Consider the following 18,071-nt stretch of genomic DNA (forward strand, 5'->3'; position numbering starts at 1 on the left):
CAGTTCAACTTGGCTGCCACATTGTGTGTAGCGGCATTTTAGAAATGCGACATATAGGCCAGTTAGAGATGCGACAGTCGTCGCCTCTTGGGATGCTGGTCGAACGTCAGCGTTGGGAAGCAAGATCAGCGACTTGCATCGTGGCCAAGGCCATCTGTGTTCGGAGTCGTCATGTCTTGTTTGATTGTCATGTCGCAGAAAGAATTGCATCGCCTTGAACTCATCCAGCGGATTCGCGGCAGCCTGAGCGTCGTCGAGGCGGCCGAGTTGCTTCGTCTCAGCCGCAGTCAGGTCCATCGGCTGTTGCAGGCCTATGATCTGGCCGGCGCCGACGGCCTGGTATCGAAGAAGCGCGGCCGTCCGAGCAATCGGCGTCACAGCGAGGATTTCCGCAATCTGGTGCTCGACCTGGTGCGTGAGCATTACGTGGATTTTGGACCAACGTTGGCGGCCGAGAAGCTGATCGAGCGCCATCGGATTGCCGTCAGCAAGGAGACGTTGCGTCAGTGGATGATGGAGGCCGGCCTCTGGCTGTCGCGACGCGAGCGCAAGAAGCGGGTTTTCCAGCCGCGCGGCCGGCGCGATTGTTTCGGCGAACTGGTTCAGATCGACGGTTCGCTTCACTGGTGGTTCGAGAACCGCGGTCCCAAATGCGCCCTGCTCGTCTATATTGACGATGCCACCGGCAAGCTGTTGCACTTACGCTTTGCGGCTTCAGAGAACACCTTCGACTATCTGCACGCGACAAAGGCGTATTTGCAGCAATGGGGCAAGCCGATCGCGTTCTACAGCGACAAGCATGGCGTCTTCCGCACCACGCATGCGTCGCAGAAGGACAGAACCAGTGGCCTGACGCAGTTCGGTCGAGCCCTTTACGAGCTCAACATCGACATCTGCGCCAACACCCCGCAGGCCAAAGGGCGCGTTGAACGCGCCAATCAGACGCTGCAGGACCGTCTGGTCAAGGAATTGCGGCTGCGTGGCATCGACACGATCGCGGCGGCGAATGCCTATGCGCCGGAGTTCATGGCCGACTTCAATCGTCGCTTTGGCAAGGCACCGCGTAATCCAAAGGACATGCATCGGCCGTTTGCCGCGCATGAGAACCTCGATGGCGCGATGTGCCGCAAGGAGATCCGCAAGCTGTCGCAGTCGCTGACGCTGCGCTATGACAAGGTGATGTTCATTCTCGATCCGACAGATCGCGCAGCTGCGCTGGCGGGTACGAAGGTTGTCGTTTGCGACTATCCCGACGGACGCCTGGAGATCACAGACGGGGAAGCCACCCTGCCCTACAGAACCTTTGACACGTTGCGCTCGGTGCACCGCTCCGAGGTGGTTGAGAACAAGCGGCTTGATGACATGCTGGCGCTGGTGGCGGAGATGCAGGCCGGCCGCGAGCAGCAGCGCAGCAAGGGCGGACCGCGCCGCACCGGACAGACGGTTCATATGTTCGGCATTCGCGATGGCAGCCTGGGCAATGGCTACCAGAAGCGCGGCACCAAACCTGGCCGGAAGACGGACTTTACGAAGGATCCCGTGGTTCTCGCAAAGCGGCAGCAAGCGCTTGCACGGCTGAAGGCGGCGGAGTGATCGGATTGTCAAAGCTAAAGTCTATTTTGTGGCAGGAGTCATCCGCCGCCGACCGGGCTGCGCAACCCTCACCAGCTCCACCCGGACGGCGGCTCACATCTGCGTATTGGTCAAATATGTTCGCTTGCAACTGCAGTAACAAACGATAGTATTGGTGTCGCGTTTCTAAATTTATTACTTTGTCTCATCTTTAAATAGCTGTGACATTGTGTGTGTGTGGGTACATTCTAATTTGAAGTGCAACATGCCAATCGATTCCACCCTCACCACTTTGTCGAACGCAATGAGCCGATGCAAATGAAGCAGTCTGGTGCGGGTCTCACCTTCGCCCCGTTCAGCTTATGCCGTTTCGACCTCGGCGCGATTCGCCATATAGGCCGACGGACTGGGCGCGCTTTTCATCATCGTTTTTCGCCAGGCTTCCTGCTCGGCATTGATCAGAGCCAGTTCCCAAACACAGGCAACAACAGGTCTCCGTACGGTGTCCAAGGGTTCAGCAGCCGAATAAAGCTTCCGATAGATATGCTGGCAAAGAACCGAACCCTGTATCCACCAATGGGCCGAGATGGAGATACCAAGGGTGCCGGCATGAACGATCACAAAGCCCATGCCGTTGCTATCACCTTCATCCGTGACACGCGGCAAGACGTCATGTCGGATGAAGGACTGCGCCAACGCCACCATCGGCCCATCGATTTCCTTGCCATCGGCAACGAGGCCATAGGCCTTGAGCTTGAGACCGCCGATGTCCCATTCACCCAAATTCAAAACAGGACGCGGCTGGTAGATTTCGATTGTCTTCGCGCTCATCGCAATCGCTCCATACGGGCATTTCGAGGCAATCATCACTGCAGGTTACAGGATCACCATATGTTCAGGTCGCCGCGCCCCACAACAGGCTCGCCCCCGAGCCAAGCAAGAGCGCGAGCCAAGGCGACGGCCGCGATGTGGCGGCAGGGTCCAACTCGGTCTTTGTGCTCGCCACACACCATGCCGCCGATACATGCGATCACAGTCGCGTTGAAGGCAATCCCGCGCCAACTCTCCCCGAAAACGTCGCTTGCCAGCAGGAGCGCCCCCGGCCAAATATCACCAATTTATGATATTTAAAGTAATATACATAAACTGTGATATAAGTGATTGAATTTGAACACATGTATTGTCTTGCGTGCGTTGCGAAGACGCCTAAAGAGACTGGCGCCTCCGTTTCCAAAGCGCACCGCTGTCCTATGCTCTTTGGAAGCTGGCTGCATGGAGATCGGCGATGTTCAGGACCTTTGCCATTGCCCTCGGACTGACGACCCAACTTTTCACTGCAAGTGCGGTCCGCGCCGATGAACCTGTCGATACCGCGCGCGCGATCATTCAGGAGCAGATCGCAGCCTTTCTGCATGATGATGCAGAAACCGCCTATTTCTTCGCCTCACCGGCGGTCCGCGGCAAGTTTCCCGACAAGACCACATTCTTCGACATGGTCAAACGCGGCTACCAGCCCGTCTACCGGCCCGGCAACTTCGCCTTTGGCCGGTCGAAGGTCGTCGGCGATCAGGTCCTGCAGGAGGTGTTGATCTCGGCCCCTGATGGCAAGGACTGGACGGCAATCTACCAACTGGTGAAGCAACCGGACGGGAGCTACAAGATCAACGGCGTCATGATGCTGCAGGCAGCACCGGGGCCGGCGATCTAGGCCCTGCACAAAGCGCCAAGCGTCCTCCAACCGTCAGACCGGCGGAAGGTCCCCTCGCCGCCAGGTTTCCTGGGTTTCCGCCATGAAGTCGGCGAAGCGACCTTCGTCGATCGCCAGACGGATGCCGGCCATGAGCTCCTGGTAATAGGCCAGGTTATTCCAGCTCAAGAGCATGCCGCCGAGCGACTCGTTCGAACGGATCAAGTGATGCAGATAGGCGCGCGAATAGTCGCGCGCCGCCGGGCACGAGGATTCTTCGTCGAGTGGGCGCATGTCTTCGGCGTGCCGCGCATTGCGCAGGTTGATGCGGCCATGACGCGTGAACGCGAGGCCATGGCGCCCCGAGCGGGTCGGCATCACGCAGTCGAACATGTCGATGCCCTCGGCCACCGACCGCAGGATATCATCGGGCGTGCCGACCCCCATGAGGTAACGCGGCTTGTCCACCGGCATGATCGGGCAGGTAATGTCGAGCATGCGCAGCATCACTTCCTGCGGCTCGCCGACGGCCAGACCGCCGACAGCGTAGCCCTTGAGATCGAGCCCCTTCAGCGCCTCGGCCGAGCGTCCGCGCAGCTTTGGAATGTCGCCGCCCTGCACGATACCGAACATCGCCTTGCCTGGCTGGTCGCCGAAGGCCACCTTGCAACGCTCTGCCCAGCGCAGCGACATTTCCATCGCGCGCTCGATTTCCTTGGGCTCGGCCGGCAGCGCCACGCATTCGTCGAGCTGCATCTGGATATCGCTGTCGAGCAGGCCCTGGATCTCGATCGAGCGTTCCGGCGACATGTGGAAGAGCGCGCCGTCGACATGGCTCTTGAAAGTGACGCCCTGCTCGTCGAGCTTGCGAAGGCCCGCAAGCGACATGACCTGGAAGCCGCCGCTGTCTGTGAGGATCGGTCCCTGCCAACGGATCAGGCCGTGCAGACCGCCGAGCCGTGCGACGCGCTCGGCGCCGGGGCGTAGCATCAGGTGGTAGGTATTGCCGAGAATGATGTCGGCGCCGAGATCCTTCACCTGGTCGAGATACATCGCCTTGACCGTGCCGACCGTGCCAACCGGCATGAAGGCCGGCGTGCGGATCGTGCCGCGCGGCATGGACACTTCGCCGCGACGGGCCTTGCCGTCGGTCTTGTGAAGCTTGAACTGGAAGGTCTCGGTCATCTAGTCTTTCCGGAAAAGCAGGCTGGCGTCGCCATAGGAATAGAAGCGGTAGCCGGTTTCGATCGCATGTGCGTAAGCCGCGCGCATAGTTTCCAGGCCTGAGAAGGCCGAAACCAGCATGAACAGCGTCGATTTCGGCAGATGGAAATTGGTCATCAGCATGTCGACGGCGCGAAAGCGGTAGCCGGGCGTGATGAAGATGCCGGTCGGCCCGGACCACGGCTTGACGATACCCTCTGCCGAGGTCGCGCTTTCGATCAGCCGGAGCGAAGTCGTGCCGACGCAGACGATGCGGCCACCCCTCGCCTTCACGGCGTTCAGCCGCTCGGCGGTGCGGGCGTCGACGTGGCCGATCTCCTGGTGCATCACATGGTCGTCGGTGTCGTCGGCCTTGACCGGCAGGAACGTGCCTGCCCCGACGTGCAAGGTCACGAAGTGCCGCTCGATGCCGGCCTCGTCGAGCTTGGTGAACAGACGGTCGGTGAAGTGCAGTCCGGCGGTGGGTGCGGCAACGGCGCCTTCCTCGCGGGCATACATCGTCTGGTAATCGGCGCGATCCTGTGCGTCTTCGGCGCGCTTCGAGGCGATGTAAGGTGGCAAGGGAATGTGGCCGACCGCCATGATCGCCTCGTCGAGCGACGGGCCCGAGAGGTCGAAGCGCAGCGTCACCTCGCCGGCATCGCCCTTCTCCTCGACCGTCGCGTCGAGCGCTCCGAGCAGGCAGCTCGTGCTGTCATGGCCGAAGGCGATGCGATCGCCGACCTTGAGGCGCCGCGCCGGGCGGGCAAAAGCCTTCCAGCAATCGGGTGCCGTGCGCATGTGCAGCGTGAGCGAAACCGGTGTGGTGATCTCCTCGCCGCGGCGGCGGATGCCTTCCAGTTGCGCCGGGATCACCTTGGTGTCGTTGAAGACCAGTGCGTCGCCTTCCCTCAGGAACGACGGCAGATCGAGCACACCCTTGTCGGACAGAACTTCCGCGCCATCAGGGCGAACGACAAGCATGCGGGCGCTGTCGCGCGGGCTTGCGGGCCGAAGCGCAATCGAGGTTTCCGGAAGGTCGAAGTCGAACAGGTCTACGCGCATTGTTATCTTCAGACAAAAGCAAACCCGCCCCGGCGCAGTTGGCGACCGGGGCGGGTCCGTGCATTAGCGCAAATCAGGCGTCTGCGGCAACCCGCATCGTGACGATCGAGTCGGGATCGCGCACCGGCTCGCCGCGCTTGATCTTGTCGACATTGTCCATGCCTTCGATGACCTGGCCCCAAACGGAGTACTGCTTGTTGAGCCAGGGGGCATCGGTGAAGCAGATGAAGAACTGCGAGTTTGCCGAGTTCGGCATCTGGCTGCGGGCCATCGAGCAGGTGCCGCGAACGTGGCTGACGTTCGAGAATTCGGCCTGAAGATCCGGCTTGGAGGAGCCGCCCATGCCGGCACGCGCCGGGTTGAAGTGCTCGCCGCCGGTCTTGCCGTACTGAACGTCGCCGGTCTGCGCCATGAAGTCCTCGATCACGCGGTGGAATACCACGCCGTCATAGGCACCTTCGCGAGCCAGTTCCTTGATGCGGGCGACATGACCCGGAGCGACGTCAGGCAGAAGCTCGATGACGATCTTGCCCTTGGTGGTCTCCATGATGATCGTGTTTTCCGGATCCTTGATCTCGGCCATGGGTTTTCTCCTTCTGTTGACTTTACTTGCCGACCTTGACGCTGATCATGCGGTCGGGATCGGTGACGGAGCCATTGTTGGCATCGTCGCCGAGCTTGATCTTGTCGACGTTCTCCATACCCGAAACGACCTTGCCGACGACCGTGTACTGGCCGTTCAGGAAGTCGCCCGGTGCGAACATGATGAAGAACTGCGAGTTGGCGCTGTTCGGATCCTGCGAGCGCGCCATGCCGACCGTGCCACGTTCGAACGGAACGTCGGAGAACTCGGCCGGCAGATCCGGCTTCGACGAGCCGCCGGTGCCGGCAGCCTGTGGCTGGTAGCCGTTTTCCATATCGCCATACTGCACGTCGCCGGTCTGGGCCATGAAGCCCTTGATCACGCGGTGGAAGGCAACGTTGTCATACTCGCCGGCGGCGGCAAGCGCCTTGATCTGCTCGACATGCTTCGGGGCAATGTCCGGACGCAGTTCAACGACGACTGGCCCATCCTTGAGCGTGATCGTGATGACGTTGTCGGCCGATTGTGCGATCGCCGTTCCCGTCCAGGAGGCAAGCGCAAGGGCGCCGGCAAAAGCGAGGTGGAGGATTTTCATGGTTTCTCCCTGCGTGGTGAAAGAGGGCCGCGCCTCAAGCGCGGCGTTTGGCCTGCAGTGCTTGATAAACTGCCGCGGGCACGAAGGCGCTGACGTCACCGCCCATGGCCGCGATCTGGCGGACCAATGTGGCCGTAATGGGCCGCGATGCCGTGCCTGCGGGCAAGAATAGCGTCTGGATGTCGGGGGCCATCTGCCGGTTCATGCCGGCCATCTGCATTTCGTAGTCGAGGTCCGTGCCGTCGCGAAGCCCGCGCACCAGCAGTTTCGCGCCGCGCTCGCGCGCCGCATCGACGACCAGATTGTCGAAGGCGACGACGTCGATGTCGCCGGCCCGGTCGGGCAGGAATTCCTGAAGCGACCGACGGATGAGCTCGGCGCGTTCGTCGAAGGTAAACAGCGGCGCCTTCCCCGGGTGGATGCCGATTGCGACGATGACCGTCGCCGCCACGTTCAGCGCCTGCACGAGTACGTCGAGGTGGCCGTTCGTCATCGGATCGAAGGAGCCGGGATAAAATGCCGTGGTCATCGCACCTGTTTCCGTTTGGTGAAGCCTTTTGTCACGGACGGCGACGGATCGCAAGAGTTGTGCCGATGGCTAGAGCTGTTCCCTGGGAAACAGCGGGACAGAAAGAATGAATGCTAAATGAATGCCATGTTCAACAGTGCTTCACACGCAGAACGCTAGTGTAGCGCAGTAAACAACGGAACTTTTCGAACGTACTGCCGTTTAGGATGCGAAAGGATTACGGCTATGGGACTTGCTCTGTTTTCGATGGCGATGTTTTTCGCGATGCTGTTTGCGACGATACATGGACTTCGCAATGAGTCCCGTGCCCGGCGCGAGCAATTCGTGACCCAGAAGATCTTCCGTTGATGGAGGGCGTCATGGCCACCCTGTTCATGATCGCGGCAGCGGTCATCAGTTTCGTTTTTTTGATCGATTTTGCCCGGACGATACGCGACCTCCAGCGCGATCGCCAGGGTTCGGAGCGGCTTGACGGTTTCAACGTCTAGCGGTTTGGCTTCGTAATCGAAGCTTGGTAGTAGGCGACGCCGTTCCCTTCCCCTGAGGCGGTCGCCATTGTAAGCCGGACGGCATCCCCCTGCCCGTCCGGCTTTTTCTTTGCCCGCAGCCTGGAGCCTATCGCTAAATCGCGGTGTGCCTCGGGGGCGTGGTCGAAATCGCGCCGATCATCCGGAAGAAGCGCCAGTTCAAAAGCACGGCGGCTGCCGCGAGCCCGAGGACGAAGCCGAACCAGACGCCCATGCCACCGAAGTTGAACGGAAAGGCGAAGGCCCAGGCGCAGACGAAGCCGATCGGCCAATAGGAGATCAACGCCAGCAGCATCGGCACCTTGGTGTCCTTCAGCCCGCGCAGCATGCCGGCGGCGATCGCCTGCATGCCGTCGACGAGCTGGAAGGCGCCGGCAATGACGATGAGCGGCGCGGCGAAGGCCAGTACTGCCGCGGCATCCGGGCGGTTTGTGTCGAGATAAAGGGCGGCGAGATGGCTCGGGAACAGGGCAAAGATCGCGCTCCCGACGACGGCAAAGCCCGCACCGAGCACCAGTGATGCAACCGCCGCACGCCGGACACCCAGCATGTCGTTTCGGCCGTAGGCAAGGCCGACACGCACTGTGGCGGCTTGCGCAAGCCCGAGCGGGATCATGAAGGCGAGCGAGGCGAACTGCAGGGCGATGCCGTGCGCGGCAAGTTCAATCGTCCCGATCGTGCCCATCAGCAGCGAAGCGACGGTGAAGAGGCTCACTTCGGCAAGGATCGTCAGCGAGATCGGAATGCCGAGAGACACGACCTCCCAGAACGCCGTCCAGTCAGGCCGCCAGAATCGGACGAACAGTTCGTACTGGTTGAGCTCAGGCTTGCTCTTGATGTAGCCGATCGTCAGCGCCGCGCCGAGCAACGCAACGCCGAGCGCCGCTACCGCTGCACCGAAGATGCCGAGCTGCGGGAAGCCGAAATGGCCGAAGATCAGCACGTAACAAAGAGCGGCATTGAGTACGAGAGTCGCCAGCGTCACGTAGAGAATGATTCCTGCCCGCTCGAGGCCGCTCAAGAAGGCTCTGAGCACCATGAAAATCAGGCCAGGAAAGATCGCCCACTGGGCGATGCGGATGTATTCCCCTGCAAGGGCTGCGACCTCGGGTTGCTGACCGGCGAAAAGCAGGATCGGTTCGGCCATCCAGAGCACCGGCGCCGTCAGCACCCCGTAGAGCAGCACGACCCACATGCCCATGCGCACGGAGCGGCGCACCGAAACCTTGTCGCCTCGACCAACGGCTTGGGCTGCCATCGGAACCACCGCGTTGGCAAAGCCGTTCCCGAAAACATAGACGGTGAAATACATCTGCGTCGCAAGAATGATCGCCGCGAGTTCGGTGGCGCCGAGCTTGCCCACCATCAGGACGTCCGTCGTGTTGATCGCGAGCTGGGCGAGCTGGGCGCCGATAAAGGGCACGCCGAGATAGAAGCTCGCGCGATAATGCATCCGCCAGGAGTTGTCGGTCGTCAACGGCTTCGGGCTCGCATTCGCGGTCAGCATGGCAGATTCCTGGCGGTCGATGCGGCCTCGGCCGCAACTAAAGGTCGGAGGGAGGAAAACCGGAGATAGAATACCCCCGGGCAAAGAGCCAGCCGCAAGGGCGAGGTTGCTCAAACTTTCATCGATAGATCACGAAAATTGATCAATTTCCATGCATTCTTGGCTGTTCGATCCCTTCAGCCTCTTCCGCTGCTGCAACCGCAGCCGCAGCCGGCTCGATAGCCTCCTCCAGCCCTTGCGGTCCTACCGCCCTGCTTCTGGGTATCTTCAACAGGAACACGACGAGCGCGCCGACGAGGAAGCAACTCGCGAGCGCATAGGGCGCACCGGCGAAGGCGACGGGAGCGCTAGGGCTGGTGAAATAGCCGAAAGCCTGGGTGAAGACCAGCGGGCCGATGATCGTGGTGATGCTGCCGATGCTGGTCAGCGCGCCCTGAAGTTCTCCCTGTGCCGATGGCGGCACGTGGGCGGCAGCGATACTGCGCAATGGCGGATCTACGAGGCTTTCGAGCGCGGTTGCGATGATCACCGCATAGATCATCCACCCCTGCCAGGCACCCGCATAGCCGATGGCGCCAAGGGTGGTGAAGGTCAGTCCCAGCACCGCCGTCCGCCACTCGCCAAGCCGTGGCACGACGCGCGGCAGTATGACGGCCATGACGAACGCGCCGCCGATGCCGAAGATACCGAGAGATAGCCCGATCTGCCCCTCGCTCCAGCCATAGCGGTAGTTGGATACGAAGGACCAGACCGCCGGATAGACGGAGTGGGCGAGCCAGAAGAGAAAGAAGACGAGCCCAACCCAGCCGATGCCTGGGTAGTTGCGCATCTGCTTGAGGGCGCCGAGCGGATTGGCGCGCTTCCACTCGAAGCGACGGCGATTGGCGCGATCCAGCGTCTCGGGCAGCAGAAATACGCCGAGAATGAAATTGACGAAGGAGAGCGCCGCGGCACCGTAGAACGGCACGCGTGGCCCCAATTCGCCGAGCAGACCGCCAAGCACCGGGCCGAGGGCGAAGCCGGTCCCGAAGGCGATGCCGATCAGCCCAAAATTCTTGGCGCGGTTTCCGTCATGGCTGATGTCGGCGATATAGGCCGATGCGGTGCCGAAACTTGCACCGCTGATGCCGGCGAGCACACGGCCGATGAACAGCATCCAATAGCTGGTGGCGAGCGCACAGATCAGATTGTCGAGTGCGAAGGTGAAGACCGATGCGAGCAGCACCGGACGGCGGCCGAATCGGTCGCTGAGGTTGCCGATCAGCGGCGCGAAGAGAAACTGCATCGCCGCATAAACGAGCAGCAGCCAACCACCGTCGATTGCCGCTTCGCTGATATCGGAGCCGGTCAGTTCCTCCAGATAGGTCGGCAGCACTGGAACGATGATCGCAATGCCGATGATATCCAGGAACAGGATGAGGAAGACGAGGAACAGGCCGCGTCGCACAAACTTCTCGTCGCGCATGCGACCCTCCCCCGAGCGGCCTGCCCCGGGATGCGGGACAGAACGTGAACAACGCTACCAATTTAGGTGTAACGGATCATTTCGCGCGAAACAATCCGTGAACGTCTCAAATTATCTGATGGGACTATCGCAATGGTTGATGTGACGGGTGACGTGCATCTGCCTTCACCCGTTGTCGCGCCGCTGTTCAAGCTTCAAGAAATCCACGAAGGCGCGCAGCGGCGTCGGCATATGCCTGCGGCTCGCATAGTAGAGAAACGGTCCGGAAAAACTCGTCGTCCAGTCTTCAAGAATGGGCCGGAGCCGTCCTGCCGCGATGGCCGGGGCGACGAACTCCTCGAAGGTCCGGATGATGCCAAGCCCGTCAAGGGCAGCGCCGAGTTCGAGGTCGATCGTATTGGCGGTCACGACGGCAGGAGGCGCGATCGTCAGCGCCGCCTCCCCTTCACCGAACTCCCAGGGAAGAGAAATGCCGCTGGCGAAACGGTGGCGAATACAGCCATGGTCAAGCAGATCGCGTGGATGTTGGGGCACGCCGTGCCTGGCGAGATAATCCGGTGCCGCCGCGGTGACGTAGCGTTGCCGGCTCGGCCCGATCGGTATGGCGATCATGTCGCGCTCGACCCGTTCCTCATAGCGAACGCCAGCGTCGAAACCCGCCGCCAGAACGTCGACGAACCCATCTTCCGCCGTCACTTCCAAGGAGATTGCCGGATGCTTGCTGAGGAAGCGGCCGACGATCGGTGGTAGGATTTCGCGGGCAACGATGGTCGGGACATTCAGTTTCAGCGTTCCCGCCGGACTGTCGCGCATCTCGTTGACCTGATCGAGCGCGCCGGCAATCTCGCCGAGCGCCGGCGTCAGCCGATCCAGCAACCGCATGCCCGCCTCCGTCAGTGTCACGCTGCGGGTCGTGCGGTTGAGCAGGCGCACTTGCAGCTTGGCTTCGAGCCGTCGCAGCGCCTCGCTCAACGAGGACGCGGAAACCCCGCGCTTCTTGGCAGCGGCGCGGAAGCTACGCGCGGCGGCAACGGCGGTAAAGGCATCGAGATCGGCAAGCGGCAGGTCGTTCATTGTGCGGAATTTCGTACAAGTTGTTCGATTGAGGTCGGATTATCGCACGACGTCAAAGGAAGTAAACAAGAGACCGATCAACGGCCGGCGGATTTCGGCCTTGTCGAAGGAGAACGACAATGGATTACGTTTCACTCGGAAAGACCGGCCCCTCGGTGTCGGCTCTCGGCCTCGGCTGCATGGGCATGTCCGGCATGTACGGCCCGGCCGACCGTGCCGAAAGCATCGCCACGATCCACGCCGCGCTAGAGGCCGGCATCACGCTGCTCGATACCGGCGACTTCTATGGCATGGGCCACAACGAGATGCTGATCGGCGAGGCGCTGAAGGGCGGTAGGCGCGACAAGGCGCTGTTGAGTGTGAAGTTCGGCGCATTGCGTGATGCTGCCGGCAACTGGGCTGGCTATGATTGCCGGCCGAAGGCGGTTCGCAACTTTCTCGCCTATACGCTGCAGCGGCTTGGCGTCGATCATGTCGACATCTATCGGCCCTCCAGGCTCGATCCCGACGTTCCGATCGAAGATACCGTTGGTGCGATCTCCGACATGGTGAAGGCTGGATATGTTCGCCATATCGGCCTCTCCGAAGTTGGGCCCGAGACCATCCGCCGCGCCGCCGCCGTCCATCCGATCTCGGATCTGCAGATCGAGTATTCGCTGATTTCACGCGGCATAGAGACCAAGATCCTGCCGACCTGCCGCGCTCTCGGTATCGGCGTCACCGCCTATGGCGTGCTGTCGCGCGGCCTGATCAGCGGCCACTGGCAGAAGGGCGCGGCCGGCAAGGGCGATTTCCGTGCCATGAGCCCGCGGTTCCAGGAGGGCAATATCGACAAGAACCTTGCCCTCGTCGAAGCGCTGAGGCAGGTCGCTGAAGAGAAGGGCGTTTCGGTGGCGCAGATCGCGATTGCCTGGGTGGCCGCCCAGGGCAAGGACATCGTGCCGTTGATCGGTGCACGCCGGCGCGACCGCTTGGCGGAAGCCCTTGCGTCGCGCGATGTCCATCTCAGTGCCGGCGATCTGGCGGTGATCGAACAGGCGGTTCCGAAAGACGCCGCCGCGGGCGCCCGCTATCCCGAGGCCCAACTCGCCCATATGGACAGCGAACGCTGACCCGACAAACGAAAGGGCCGGCAATCGTGTCGGCCCTGACAGTTTTCTTGTGTAGAAGCGGTTAGACGGCGCCCGAGAAAGTATCGCAGGCCGACATCTTGCCGCTGTCGAAGCCCCGCTTGAACCAACGCATGCGCTGCTCGGAGGTGCCGTGGTTGAAGCTCTCCGGAACGACGTAGCCCTGCATCCGCTTCTGCAGCGTGTCGTCGCCGATCTGGGTGGCGGCGTTCAGCGCCTCTTCGAGGTCGCCTTGCGAGAGCAGGCCCTTCTGCTCGGTAAATTTGCCCCAGACGCCGGCGAAACAATCGGCCTGCAGTTCGACACGCACCGACATCTGATTGGCTTCGGTTTCGCTCATCGACTGGCGCATCTGGTTGAATTTCGGCAAGACGCCGATCAGGTTCTGGACGTGGTGGCCGACCTCGTGCGCAACCACATAGGCCTGGGCGAAGTCGCCGGATGCATCGAACTTCTGGGCGAGTTCATCGAAGAAGCTCATGTCGAGATAGACCTTGTGGTCTCCCGGGCAATAGAACGGTCCGGAGGCGGCAGACGCGAAGCCGCAGGCGGAGCGCACCTGGCCGCGGAAGAGCACCATCTTGGGCTCTTCGTACTGTTTGCCGCTCGCCTGGAAAATGCCGTTCCAGGTATCCTCGGTCTCGGCGAGCACGGTCGCCATGAAAGACTTCATTTCCTCTTCCTGGGCCGAACCGCGCGGTGCCGGCGAGCCGTCACTCTGCTCGAAACCGGGCAACTGTACCTGACCGCCGCCACCTTCCAGCACCTGCAGCATGTCGATGCCCATGGCCTTGAGGATAAAGTAGAGGATGACGAGGAAGATGATCGTTCCGAAGCTCATGCCGCCGCCAGCGCGCCGCATACCGCCTCCGCCGCCCGGCATGCGGAAACCACCGCCGCGCCCGAACGGATTGCCGCCACCCGGGCTCGCGCCGCGCTGGTCTTCGATGTTTTCGGATTGGCGGCGGCCTTTCCATTCCATGATCTGTCCTCCCAGCCTCTGTAAAAAGGGCGTTGTCGGTTTGCTCTTTTATAAGATGCGCCCAACGTCGTTGTAAAACGCAATCGCCGCCCGTAAGTTCGCGATCTGGCCAAACTTTTTGCTGCGGCTGCTAGCTCCCGCTACGGATATCGGCAGCGAAAACTCCGCCGGCTGAAGTCTGCTCCGCTCTCCTTGACGTAAAGCCGCTTTGCCGCTCCTAAGCCACCCGCAGAGAGGGACGAGGCGGAGCCTTCGTGAAGGCGTTGCGGCTTGAAGGAATCGGTCGCCTCGGCGTGGAAGAAGTGCACAAGCCCCTGCCCGATCCGCACGACCGCTCGTCCGGGTCGAAGCCGCCGGCGCGCGCCGGCGGCGCCTGACGCCTTGGCGCGGTTTTAGTGCCGCCGAGCGAGCGATAAAGCAGAGGACGCGCAAATATGCCGGCTTCTTGTCGATTCCGGTATTTTCGGGGTTTCGCTTGCAGATACATTTGCCTATAAGCCGCTTCTAGCCTGAAAAGACCATCAATGCGTACCCGGCCGGTGACCTCCCACTTTGGCCGGTTTTTCGCGCAGCTAGAAACGGATGACCGACCATGCCGAAGCGCCAAGATATCAAGTCCATTCTTATCATCGGCGCGGGGCCGATCGTCATCGGTCAGGCATGCGAATTCGACTATTCCGGCACCCAGGCCTGTAAGGCGCTGAAGGAGGAAGGCTACCGCGTCATCCTCGTCAACTCCAACCCGGCGACGATCATGACCGATCCGGGCCTCGCCGATGCGACCTATGTCGAGCCGATCACCCCGGAAGTCGTCGCCAAGATCATCGCCAAGGAGCGCCCGGACGCGCTGCTCCCGACCATGGGCGGCCAGACCGCGCTCAACACCGCACTGTCGCTGCGCCGTATGGGCGTTCTCGACCGCTACAATGTCGAGATGATCGGTGCCAAGCCCGACGCGATCGACAAGGCCGAAGACCGTGCCCTCTTCCGCGAGGCGATGGCGAAGATCGGCCTGGAGACGCCGAAGTCGCGGCTGGCGAACGCCACCGACATCAAGGACCATGACCGCAAGGTGCATGAGGCCGAGCGTGCCGAACTGAAGAGCCGCCTGTCTGGCCCGGACCTCGACAAGGCGCTCGACGAGCTGGAGAACCAGTGGAACCTCGGCGAAGGCGACCGCAAGCAGCGCTATCTGAACCATGCCATGGCGATCGCCGCGCAGGCGCTCGACGATGTTGGCCTGCCCGCGATCATCCGCCCGTCCTTCACGCTCGGCGGCACCGGTGGCGGCATCGCCTATAACCGCACGGAATTCTTCGACATCGTCGGCAGTGGCCTCGACGCGTCGCCAACCACCGAAGTGCTGATCGAAGAATCGGTGCTCGGCTGGAAGGAGTACGAGATGGAAGTGGTCCGCGACACCGCGGACAACTGCATCATCATCTGCTCGATCGAAAACATCGATCCGATGGGCGTGCATACAGGTGATTCGATCACCGTCGCGCCGGCGCTGACGCTGACCGACAAGGAATACCAGATCATGCGCAACGCCTCGATCGCGGTTCTGCGCGAGATCGGCGTCGAGACCGGCGGCTCGAACGTGCAGTTTGCCGTCAACCCGAAGGACGGCCGTCTCGTCGTCATCGAAATGAACCCGCGCGTATCGCGCTCCTCGGCGCTCGCCTCCAAGGCGACCGGCTTCCCGATCGCAAAGATCGCGGCGAAGCTCGCCATCGGCTACACGCTGGACGAACTCGACAACGACATCACCGGCGGCGCGACGCCGGCCTCCTTCGAGCCCTCGATCGACTACGTCGTCACAAAAATCCCGCGCTTCGCCTTCGAGAAGTTCCCGGGTGCCTCGCCGGTCCTGACCACCGCGATGAAGTCGGTCGGCGAAGTCATGGCGATCGGCCGCACCTTTGCCGAATCGCTGCAGAAGGCGCTGCGTGGCCTTGAGACCGGCCTCACCGGCCTCGACGAAATCGAAATCCCCGACATGGACGACAACGGCGATGGCCGCAACGCCATCCGCGCCGCGATCGGCACGCCGACGCCGGACCGGCTGCGTATGGTCGCCCAGGCGCTCCGCCTCGGCATGAGCGAGGCGGATGTTCACGAGGCGAGCAAGATCGATCCGTGGTTCATCGCCCAGTTCAAGGCGATCGTCGACATGGAGGCACGCATCCGCGAGCACGGCCTGCCCCAGGATGCCGAGAACCTGCGCATGCTGAAGGCCATGGGCTTCTCCGATGCCCGCCTCGCCACGCTCGGCGGCAAGCGCCCGAAGGAAGTGGCCGAACTGCGCAACGCGCTGAATGTTCGCCCGGTCTACAAGCGCATCGATACCTGCGCCGCCGAGTTCGCCTCGCCGACCGCGTACATGTACTCGACCTACGAAACGCCCTTCGTCGGTGCCGCCCGGTCGGAAGCCGGCGTTTCCGACCGCAAGAAGGTCGTCATCCTTGGTGGTGGTCCGAACCGTATCGGCCAGGGCATCGAGTTCGACTACTGCTGCTGCCACGCGGCCTTCGCGCTGAAGGATGCCGGCTACGAAGCGATCATGATCAACTGCAACCCGGAGACGGTTTCGACCGACTACGACACCTCCGATCGCCTCTATTTCGAGCCGCTGACGGCCGAAGACGTGATCGAGATCATGCGCGCCGAACAGGAAAAGGGCGAACTTGTCGGCGTCATCGTGCAGTTCGGCGGCCAGACGCCGCTGAAGCTGGCCGAAGCGCTGGAAAAGAACGGCATCCCGATCCTCGGCACGGCACCCGACATGATCGACCTTGCCGAGGACCGCGACCGCTTCCAGAAGCTGCTGATGAAGCTCGACCTCAACCAGCCGCGCAACGGCATCGCCTACTCGGTCGAGCAGGCCCGCCTGGTCGCTGCCGAGATCGGCTTCCCGCTGGTCGTGCGCCCGTCCTACGTTCTTGGCGGCCGCGCCATGCAGATCATTCATTCGGAAAGCATGCTGCAGACCTATCTGCTCGACACGGTTCCGGGCCTGGTTCCGGAAGACATCAAGCAGCGCTACCCGAACGACAAGACCGGCCAGATCAACACGCTGCTCGGCAAGAACCCGCTGCTCTTCGACAGCTACCTGACGAATGCCACGGAAGTGGACGTCGACTGCCTCTGCGACGGCAAGGACGTCTTCGTCTCGGGCATCATGGAACACATCGAGGAAGCCGGTATCCACTCGGGCGACAGCGCCTGCTCGCTGCCGGTGCATACGCTCGACACGGCCATGGTCGACGAACTCGAACGCCAGACGGCAGCGCTTGCCAAGGCGCTCAATGTCGGCGGCCTGATGAACGTGCAGTTCGCCATCAAGGACGGCACGATCTACGTGCTTGAAGTCAACCCGCGCGCATCGCGTACCGTGCCCTTCGTCGCGAAGACGATCGGCGCGCCGATCGCCAAGATCGCAGCCCGCGTGATGGCCGGCGAAACGCTCGACGTCGCGATCGCCGCCTATGGCGAGAAGCCGGATCCGCGCAACCTGAAGCACATTGCGGTGAAGGAAGCGGTCTTCCCCTTCGCCCGCTTCCCCGGCGTCGACACGCTGCTCGGTCCGGAAATGCGCTCGACCGGCGAAGTCATCGGTCTCGACACCGACTATGCGCTGGCCTTCGCCAAGTCGCAGCTCGGCGCCGGCGTCGACCTGCCGCGCGATGGAACGGTGTTCGTTTCGGTGCGCGACGAGGACAAGACCCGGGTTCTTCCGGCGATCCGCATTCTCGTCGATATCGGCTTCAAGGTCATGGCCACGGCCGGCACCGCGCGTTTCCTCGGTGAAAACGGCATTGCCGCCACCAAGGTCAACAAGGTCCAGGAAGGCCGGCCGCACGTCGAAGACGCGATCCGCAACCGTCACGTCCAGCTCGTCATCAACACGACCGACGGCAACAAGGCGATCTCGGACTCCAAGTCGCTTCGCCGCGCGACGCTGATGCAGAAGGTGCCCTACTACACCACCATGGCCGGCGCGGAAGCGGCAGCCCATGCGATCAAGGCGCTGAAGGCCGGCAGCCTCGAAGTGCGTCCGCTGCAGAGCTATTTCAAGGCCTGATACGACGAGCGGCGCGCGACAATCTCGCGCGCCGTTTTCGCTCCCCGCGAAACGATCGTCCGTGTGGG

General features: G+C 62.1%; 15 protein-coding genes. 5 read left to right on the forward strand and 10 right to left on the reverse strand.

From position 1 onward, the window contains the following. The first annotated feature begins 171 nt into the window (after positions 1-171). Positions 172-1,593: an ISNCY family transposase gene (locus BLU35_RS30210; protein WP_093235840.1), complete on the forward strand. Its 1,422-nt coding sequence runs from the start codon at positions 172-174 to the stop codon at positions 1,591-1,593. Positions 1,594-1,932: 339 nt separating this feature from the next. Here the strand turns inward: BLU35_RS30210 and BLU35_RS30215 are convergent, their stop codons facing one another. Beyond that, positions 1,933-2,439, reverse strand: coding sequence for a hypothetical protein (locus tag BLU35_RS30215; protein ID WP_286161672.1), 507 nt, complete (start codon positions 2,437-2,439; stop codon positions 1,933-1,935). 418 nt (positions 2,440-2,857) lie between these two features. Between BLU35_RS30215 and BLU35_RS30220 the strand changes: the two genes are divergently transcribed. Then, complete coding sequence (locus tag BLU35_RS30220; RefSeq protein WP_057250316.1) at positions 2,858-3,280, forward strand: DUF4864 domain-containing protein; 423 nt, start codon at positions 2,858-2,860, stop codon at positions 3,278-3,280. A 33-nt stretch (positions 3,281-3,313) separates the two neighbouring features. Here BLU35_RS30220 and tgt read toward each other — a convergent pair whose 3' ends face one another. The 5 genes from tgt to coaD all read right to left on the reverse strand — a co-directional run bounded on the left by tgt (position 3,314) and on the right by coaD (position 7,234). Continuing rightward, on the reverse strand, positions 3,314-4,444 hold the full coding sequence (gene tgt, locus BLU35_RS30225; RefSeq protein WP_093235841.1) for a tRNA guanosine(34) transglycosylase Tgt: 1,131 nt from the start codon (positions 4,442-4,444) through the stop codon (positions 3,314-3,316). Beyond that, the gene (gene queA / locus BLU35_RS30230; protein WP_093235842.1) at positions 4,445-5,527 is read right to left on the reverse strand and encodes a tRNA preQ1(34) S-adenosylmethionine ribosyltransferase-isomerase QueA; all 1,083 of its coding nucleotides are present in this window, start codon (positions 5,525-5,527) and stop codon (positions 4,445-4,447) included. Positions 5,528-5,600: 73 nt separating this feature from the next. Beyond that, on the reverse strand, positions 5,601-6,110 hold the full coding sequence (locus BLU35_RS30235; RefSeq protein ID WP_093235843.1) for a peptidylprolyl isomerase: 510 nt from the start codon (positions 6,108-6,110) through the stop codon (positions 5,601-5,603). A 22-nt stretch (positions 6,111-6,132) separates the two neighbouring features. Continuing rightward, entirely contained in the window at positions 6,133-6,705 is a 573-nt protein-coding gene (locus tag BLU35_RS30240) for a peptidylprolyl isomerase (RefSeq protein ID WP_065373673.1), read from the reverse strand. Between the two features lie 34 nt (positions 6,706-6,739). Next, positions 6,740-7,234: a pantetheine-phosphate adenylyltransferase gene (coaD, locus tag BLU35_RS30245; protein WP_093235845.1), complete on the reverse strand. Its 495-nt coding sequence runs from the start codon at positions 7,232-7,234 to the stop codon at positions 6,740-6,742. 359 nt (positions 7,235-7,593) lie between these two features. Here coaD and BLU35_RS36450 point away from each other — a divergent pair, with 359 nt between their 5' ends. Beyond that, positions 7,594-7,722: a hypothetical protein gene (locus BLU35_RS36450; protein ID WP_255571450.1), complete on the forward strand. Its 129-nt coding sequence runs from the start codon at positions 7,594-7,596 to the stop codon at positions 7,720-7,722. Between the two features lie 133 nt (positions 7,723-7,855). Here the strand turns inward: BLU35_RS36450 and BLU35_RS30250 are convergent, their stop codons facing one another. The 3 genes from BLU35_RS30250 to BLU35_RS30260 form a co-directional block, all read right to left on the reverse strand. Further along, entirely contained in the window at positions 7,856-9,268 is a 1,413-nt protein-coding gene (locus BLU35_RS30250; RefSeq protein ID WP_058324185.1) for an MATE family efflux transporter, read from the reverse strand. Between the two features lie 142 nt (positions 9,269-9,410). Further along, positions 9,411-10,733 carry a TCR/Tet family MFS transporter gene (locus tag BLU35_RS30255; protein ID WP_093235846.1) on the reverse strand — a complete coding sequence of 441 codons (1,323 nt, stop codon included), beginning with the start codon at positions 10,731-10,733 and terminating at the stop codon, positions 9,411-9,413. Positions 10,734-10,898: 165 nt separating this feature from the next. Next, the gene (locus BLU35_RS30260) at positions 10,899-11,807 is read right to left on the reverse strand and encodes a LysR family transcriptional regulator (protein ID WP_093235848.1); all 909 of its coding nucleotides are present in this window, start codon (positions 11,805-11,807) and stop codon (positions 10,899-10,901) included. Between the two features lie 119 nt (positions 11,808-11,926). Here BLU35_RS30260 and BLU35_RS30265 point away from each other — a divergent pair, with 119 nt between their 5' ends. Then, positions 11,927-12,919 (forward strand): aldo/keto reductase, encoded by a 993-nt coding sequence (locus tag BLU35_RS30265; RefSeq protein ID WP_093235849.1) that lies wholly within the window; start codon positions 11,927-11,929, stop codon positions 12,917-12,919. A 61-nt stretch (positions 12,920-12,980) separates the two neighbouring features. Here the strand turns inward: BLU35_RS30265 and ypfJ are convergent, their stop codons facing one another. Beyond that, a complete protein-coding gene (gene ypfJ / locus BLU35_RS30270; protein ID WP_093235850.1) occupies positions 12,981-13,919 on the reverse strand; it encodes a KPN_02809 family neutral zinc metallopeptidase in 939 nt (312 codons plus the stop codon). A 592-nt stretch (positions 13,920-14,511) separates the two neighbouring features. On the opposite strand from ypfJ, the gene carB reads away from it, so the two are divergent. Beyond that, positions 14,512-18,003 (forward strand): carbamoyl-phosphate synthase large subunit, encoded by a 3,492-nt coding sequence (gene carB, locus BLU35_RS30275; RefSeq protein ID WP_093235852.1) that lies wholly within the window; start codon positions 14,512-14,514, stop codon positions 18,001-18,003. Positions 18,004-18,071 lie beyond the last annotated feature (68 nt).

This window comes from Sinorhizobium sp. NFACC03, assembly GCF_900103435.1.
Taxonomy (GTDB): domain Bacteria; phylum Pseudomonadota; class Alphaproteobacteria; order Rhizobiales; family Rhizobiaceae; genus Ensifer.

Bases quoted from the DNA above. Each gene is read 5' to 3' on its own strand.
- BLU35_RS30255 (WP_093235846.1), bottom strand. From the start codon at position 10,733: ATGCGCGACGAGAAGTTTGTGCGACGCGGCCTGTTCCTCGTCTTCCTC.
- BLU35_RS30265 (WP_093235849.1), top strand. From the start codon at position 11,927: ATGGATTACGTTTCACTCGGAAAGACCGGCCCCTCGGTGTCGGCTCTC.
- BLU35_RS30250 (WP_058324185.1), bottom strand. From the start codon at position 9,268: ATGCTGACCGCGAATGCGAGCCCGAAGCCGTTGACGACCGACAACTCC.
- BLU35_RS30220 (WP_057250316.1), top strand. From the start codon at position 2,858: ATGTTCAGGACCTTTGCCATTGCCCTCGGACTGACGACCCAACTTTTC.
- BLU35_RS30210 (WP_093235840.1), top strand. From the start codon at position 172: ATGTCTTGTTTGATTGTCATGTCGCAGAAAGAATTGCATCGCCTTGAA.
- carB (WP_093235852.1), top strand. From the start codon at position 14,512: ATGCCGAAGCGCCAAGATATCAAGTCCATTCTTATCATCGGCGCGGGG.
- tgt (WP_093235841.1), bottom strand. From the start codon at position 4,444: ATGACCGAGACCTTCCAGTTCAAGCTTCACAAGACCGACGGCAAGGCC.
- BLU35_RS30215 (WP_286161672.1), bottom strand. From the start codon at position 2,439: ATGATTGCCTCGAAATGCCCGTATGGAGCGATTGCGATGAGCGCGAAG.
- BLU35_RS36450 (WP_255571450.1), top strand. From the start codon at position 7,594: ATGGCCACCCTGTTCATGATCGCGGCAGCGGTCATCAGTTTCGTTTTT.
- BLU35_RS30235 (WP_093235843.1), bottom strand. From the start codon at position 6,110: ATGGCCGAGATCAAGGATCCGGAAAACACGATCATCATGGAGACCACC.
- coaD (WP_093235845.1), bottom strand. From the start codon at position 7,234: ATGACCACGGCATTTTATCCCGGCTCCTTCGATCCGATGACGAACGGC.
- BLU35_RS30260 (WP_093235848.1), bottom strand. From the start codon at position 11,807: ATGAACGACCTGCCGCTTGCCGATCTCGATGCCTTTACCGCCGTTGCC.
- BLU35_RS30240 (WP_065373673.1), bottom strand. From the start codon at position 6,705: ATGAAAATCCTCCACCTCGCTTTTGCCGGCGCCCTTGCGCTTGCCTCC.
- queA (WP_093235842.1), bottom strand. From the start codon at position 5,527: ATGCGCGTAGACCTGTTCGACTTCGACCTTCCGGAAACCTCGATTGCG.
- ypfJ (WP_093235850.1), bottom strand. From the start codon at position 13,919: ATGGAATGGAAAGGCCGCCGCCAATCCGAAAACATCGAAGACCAGCGC.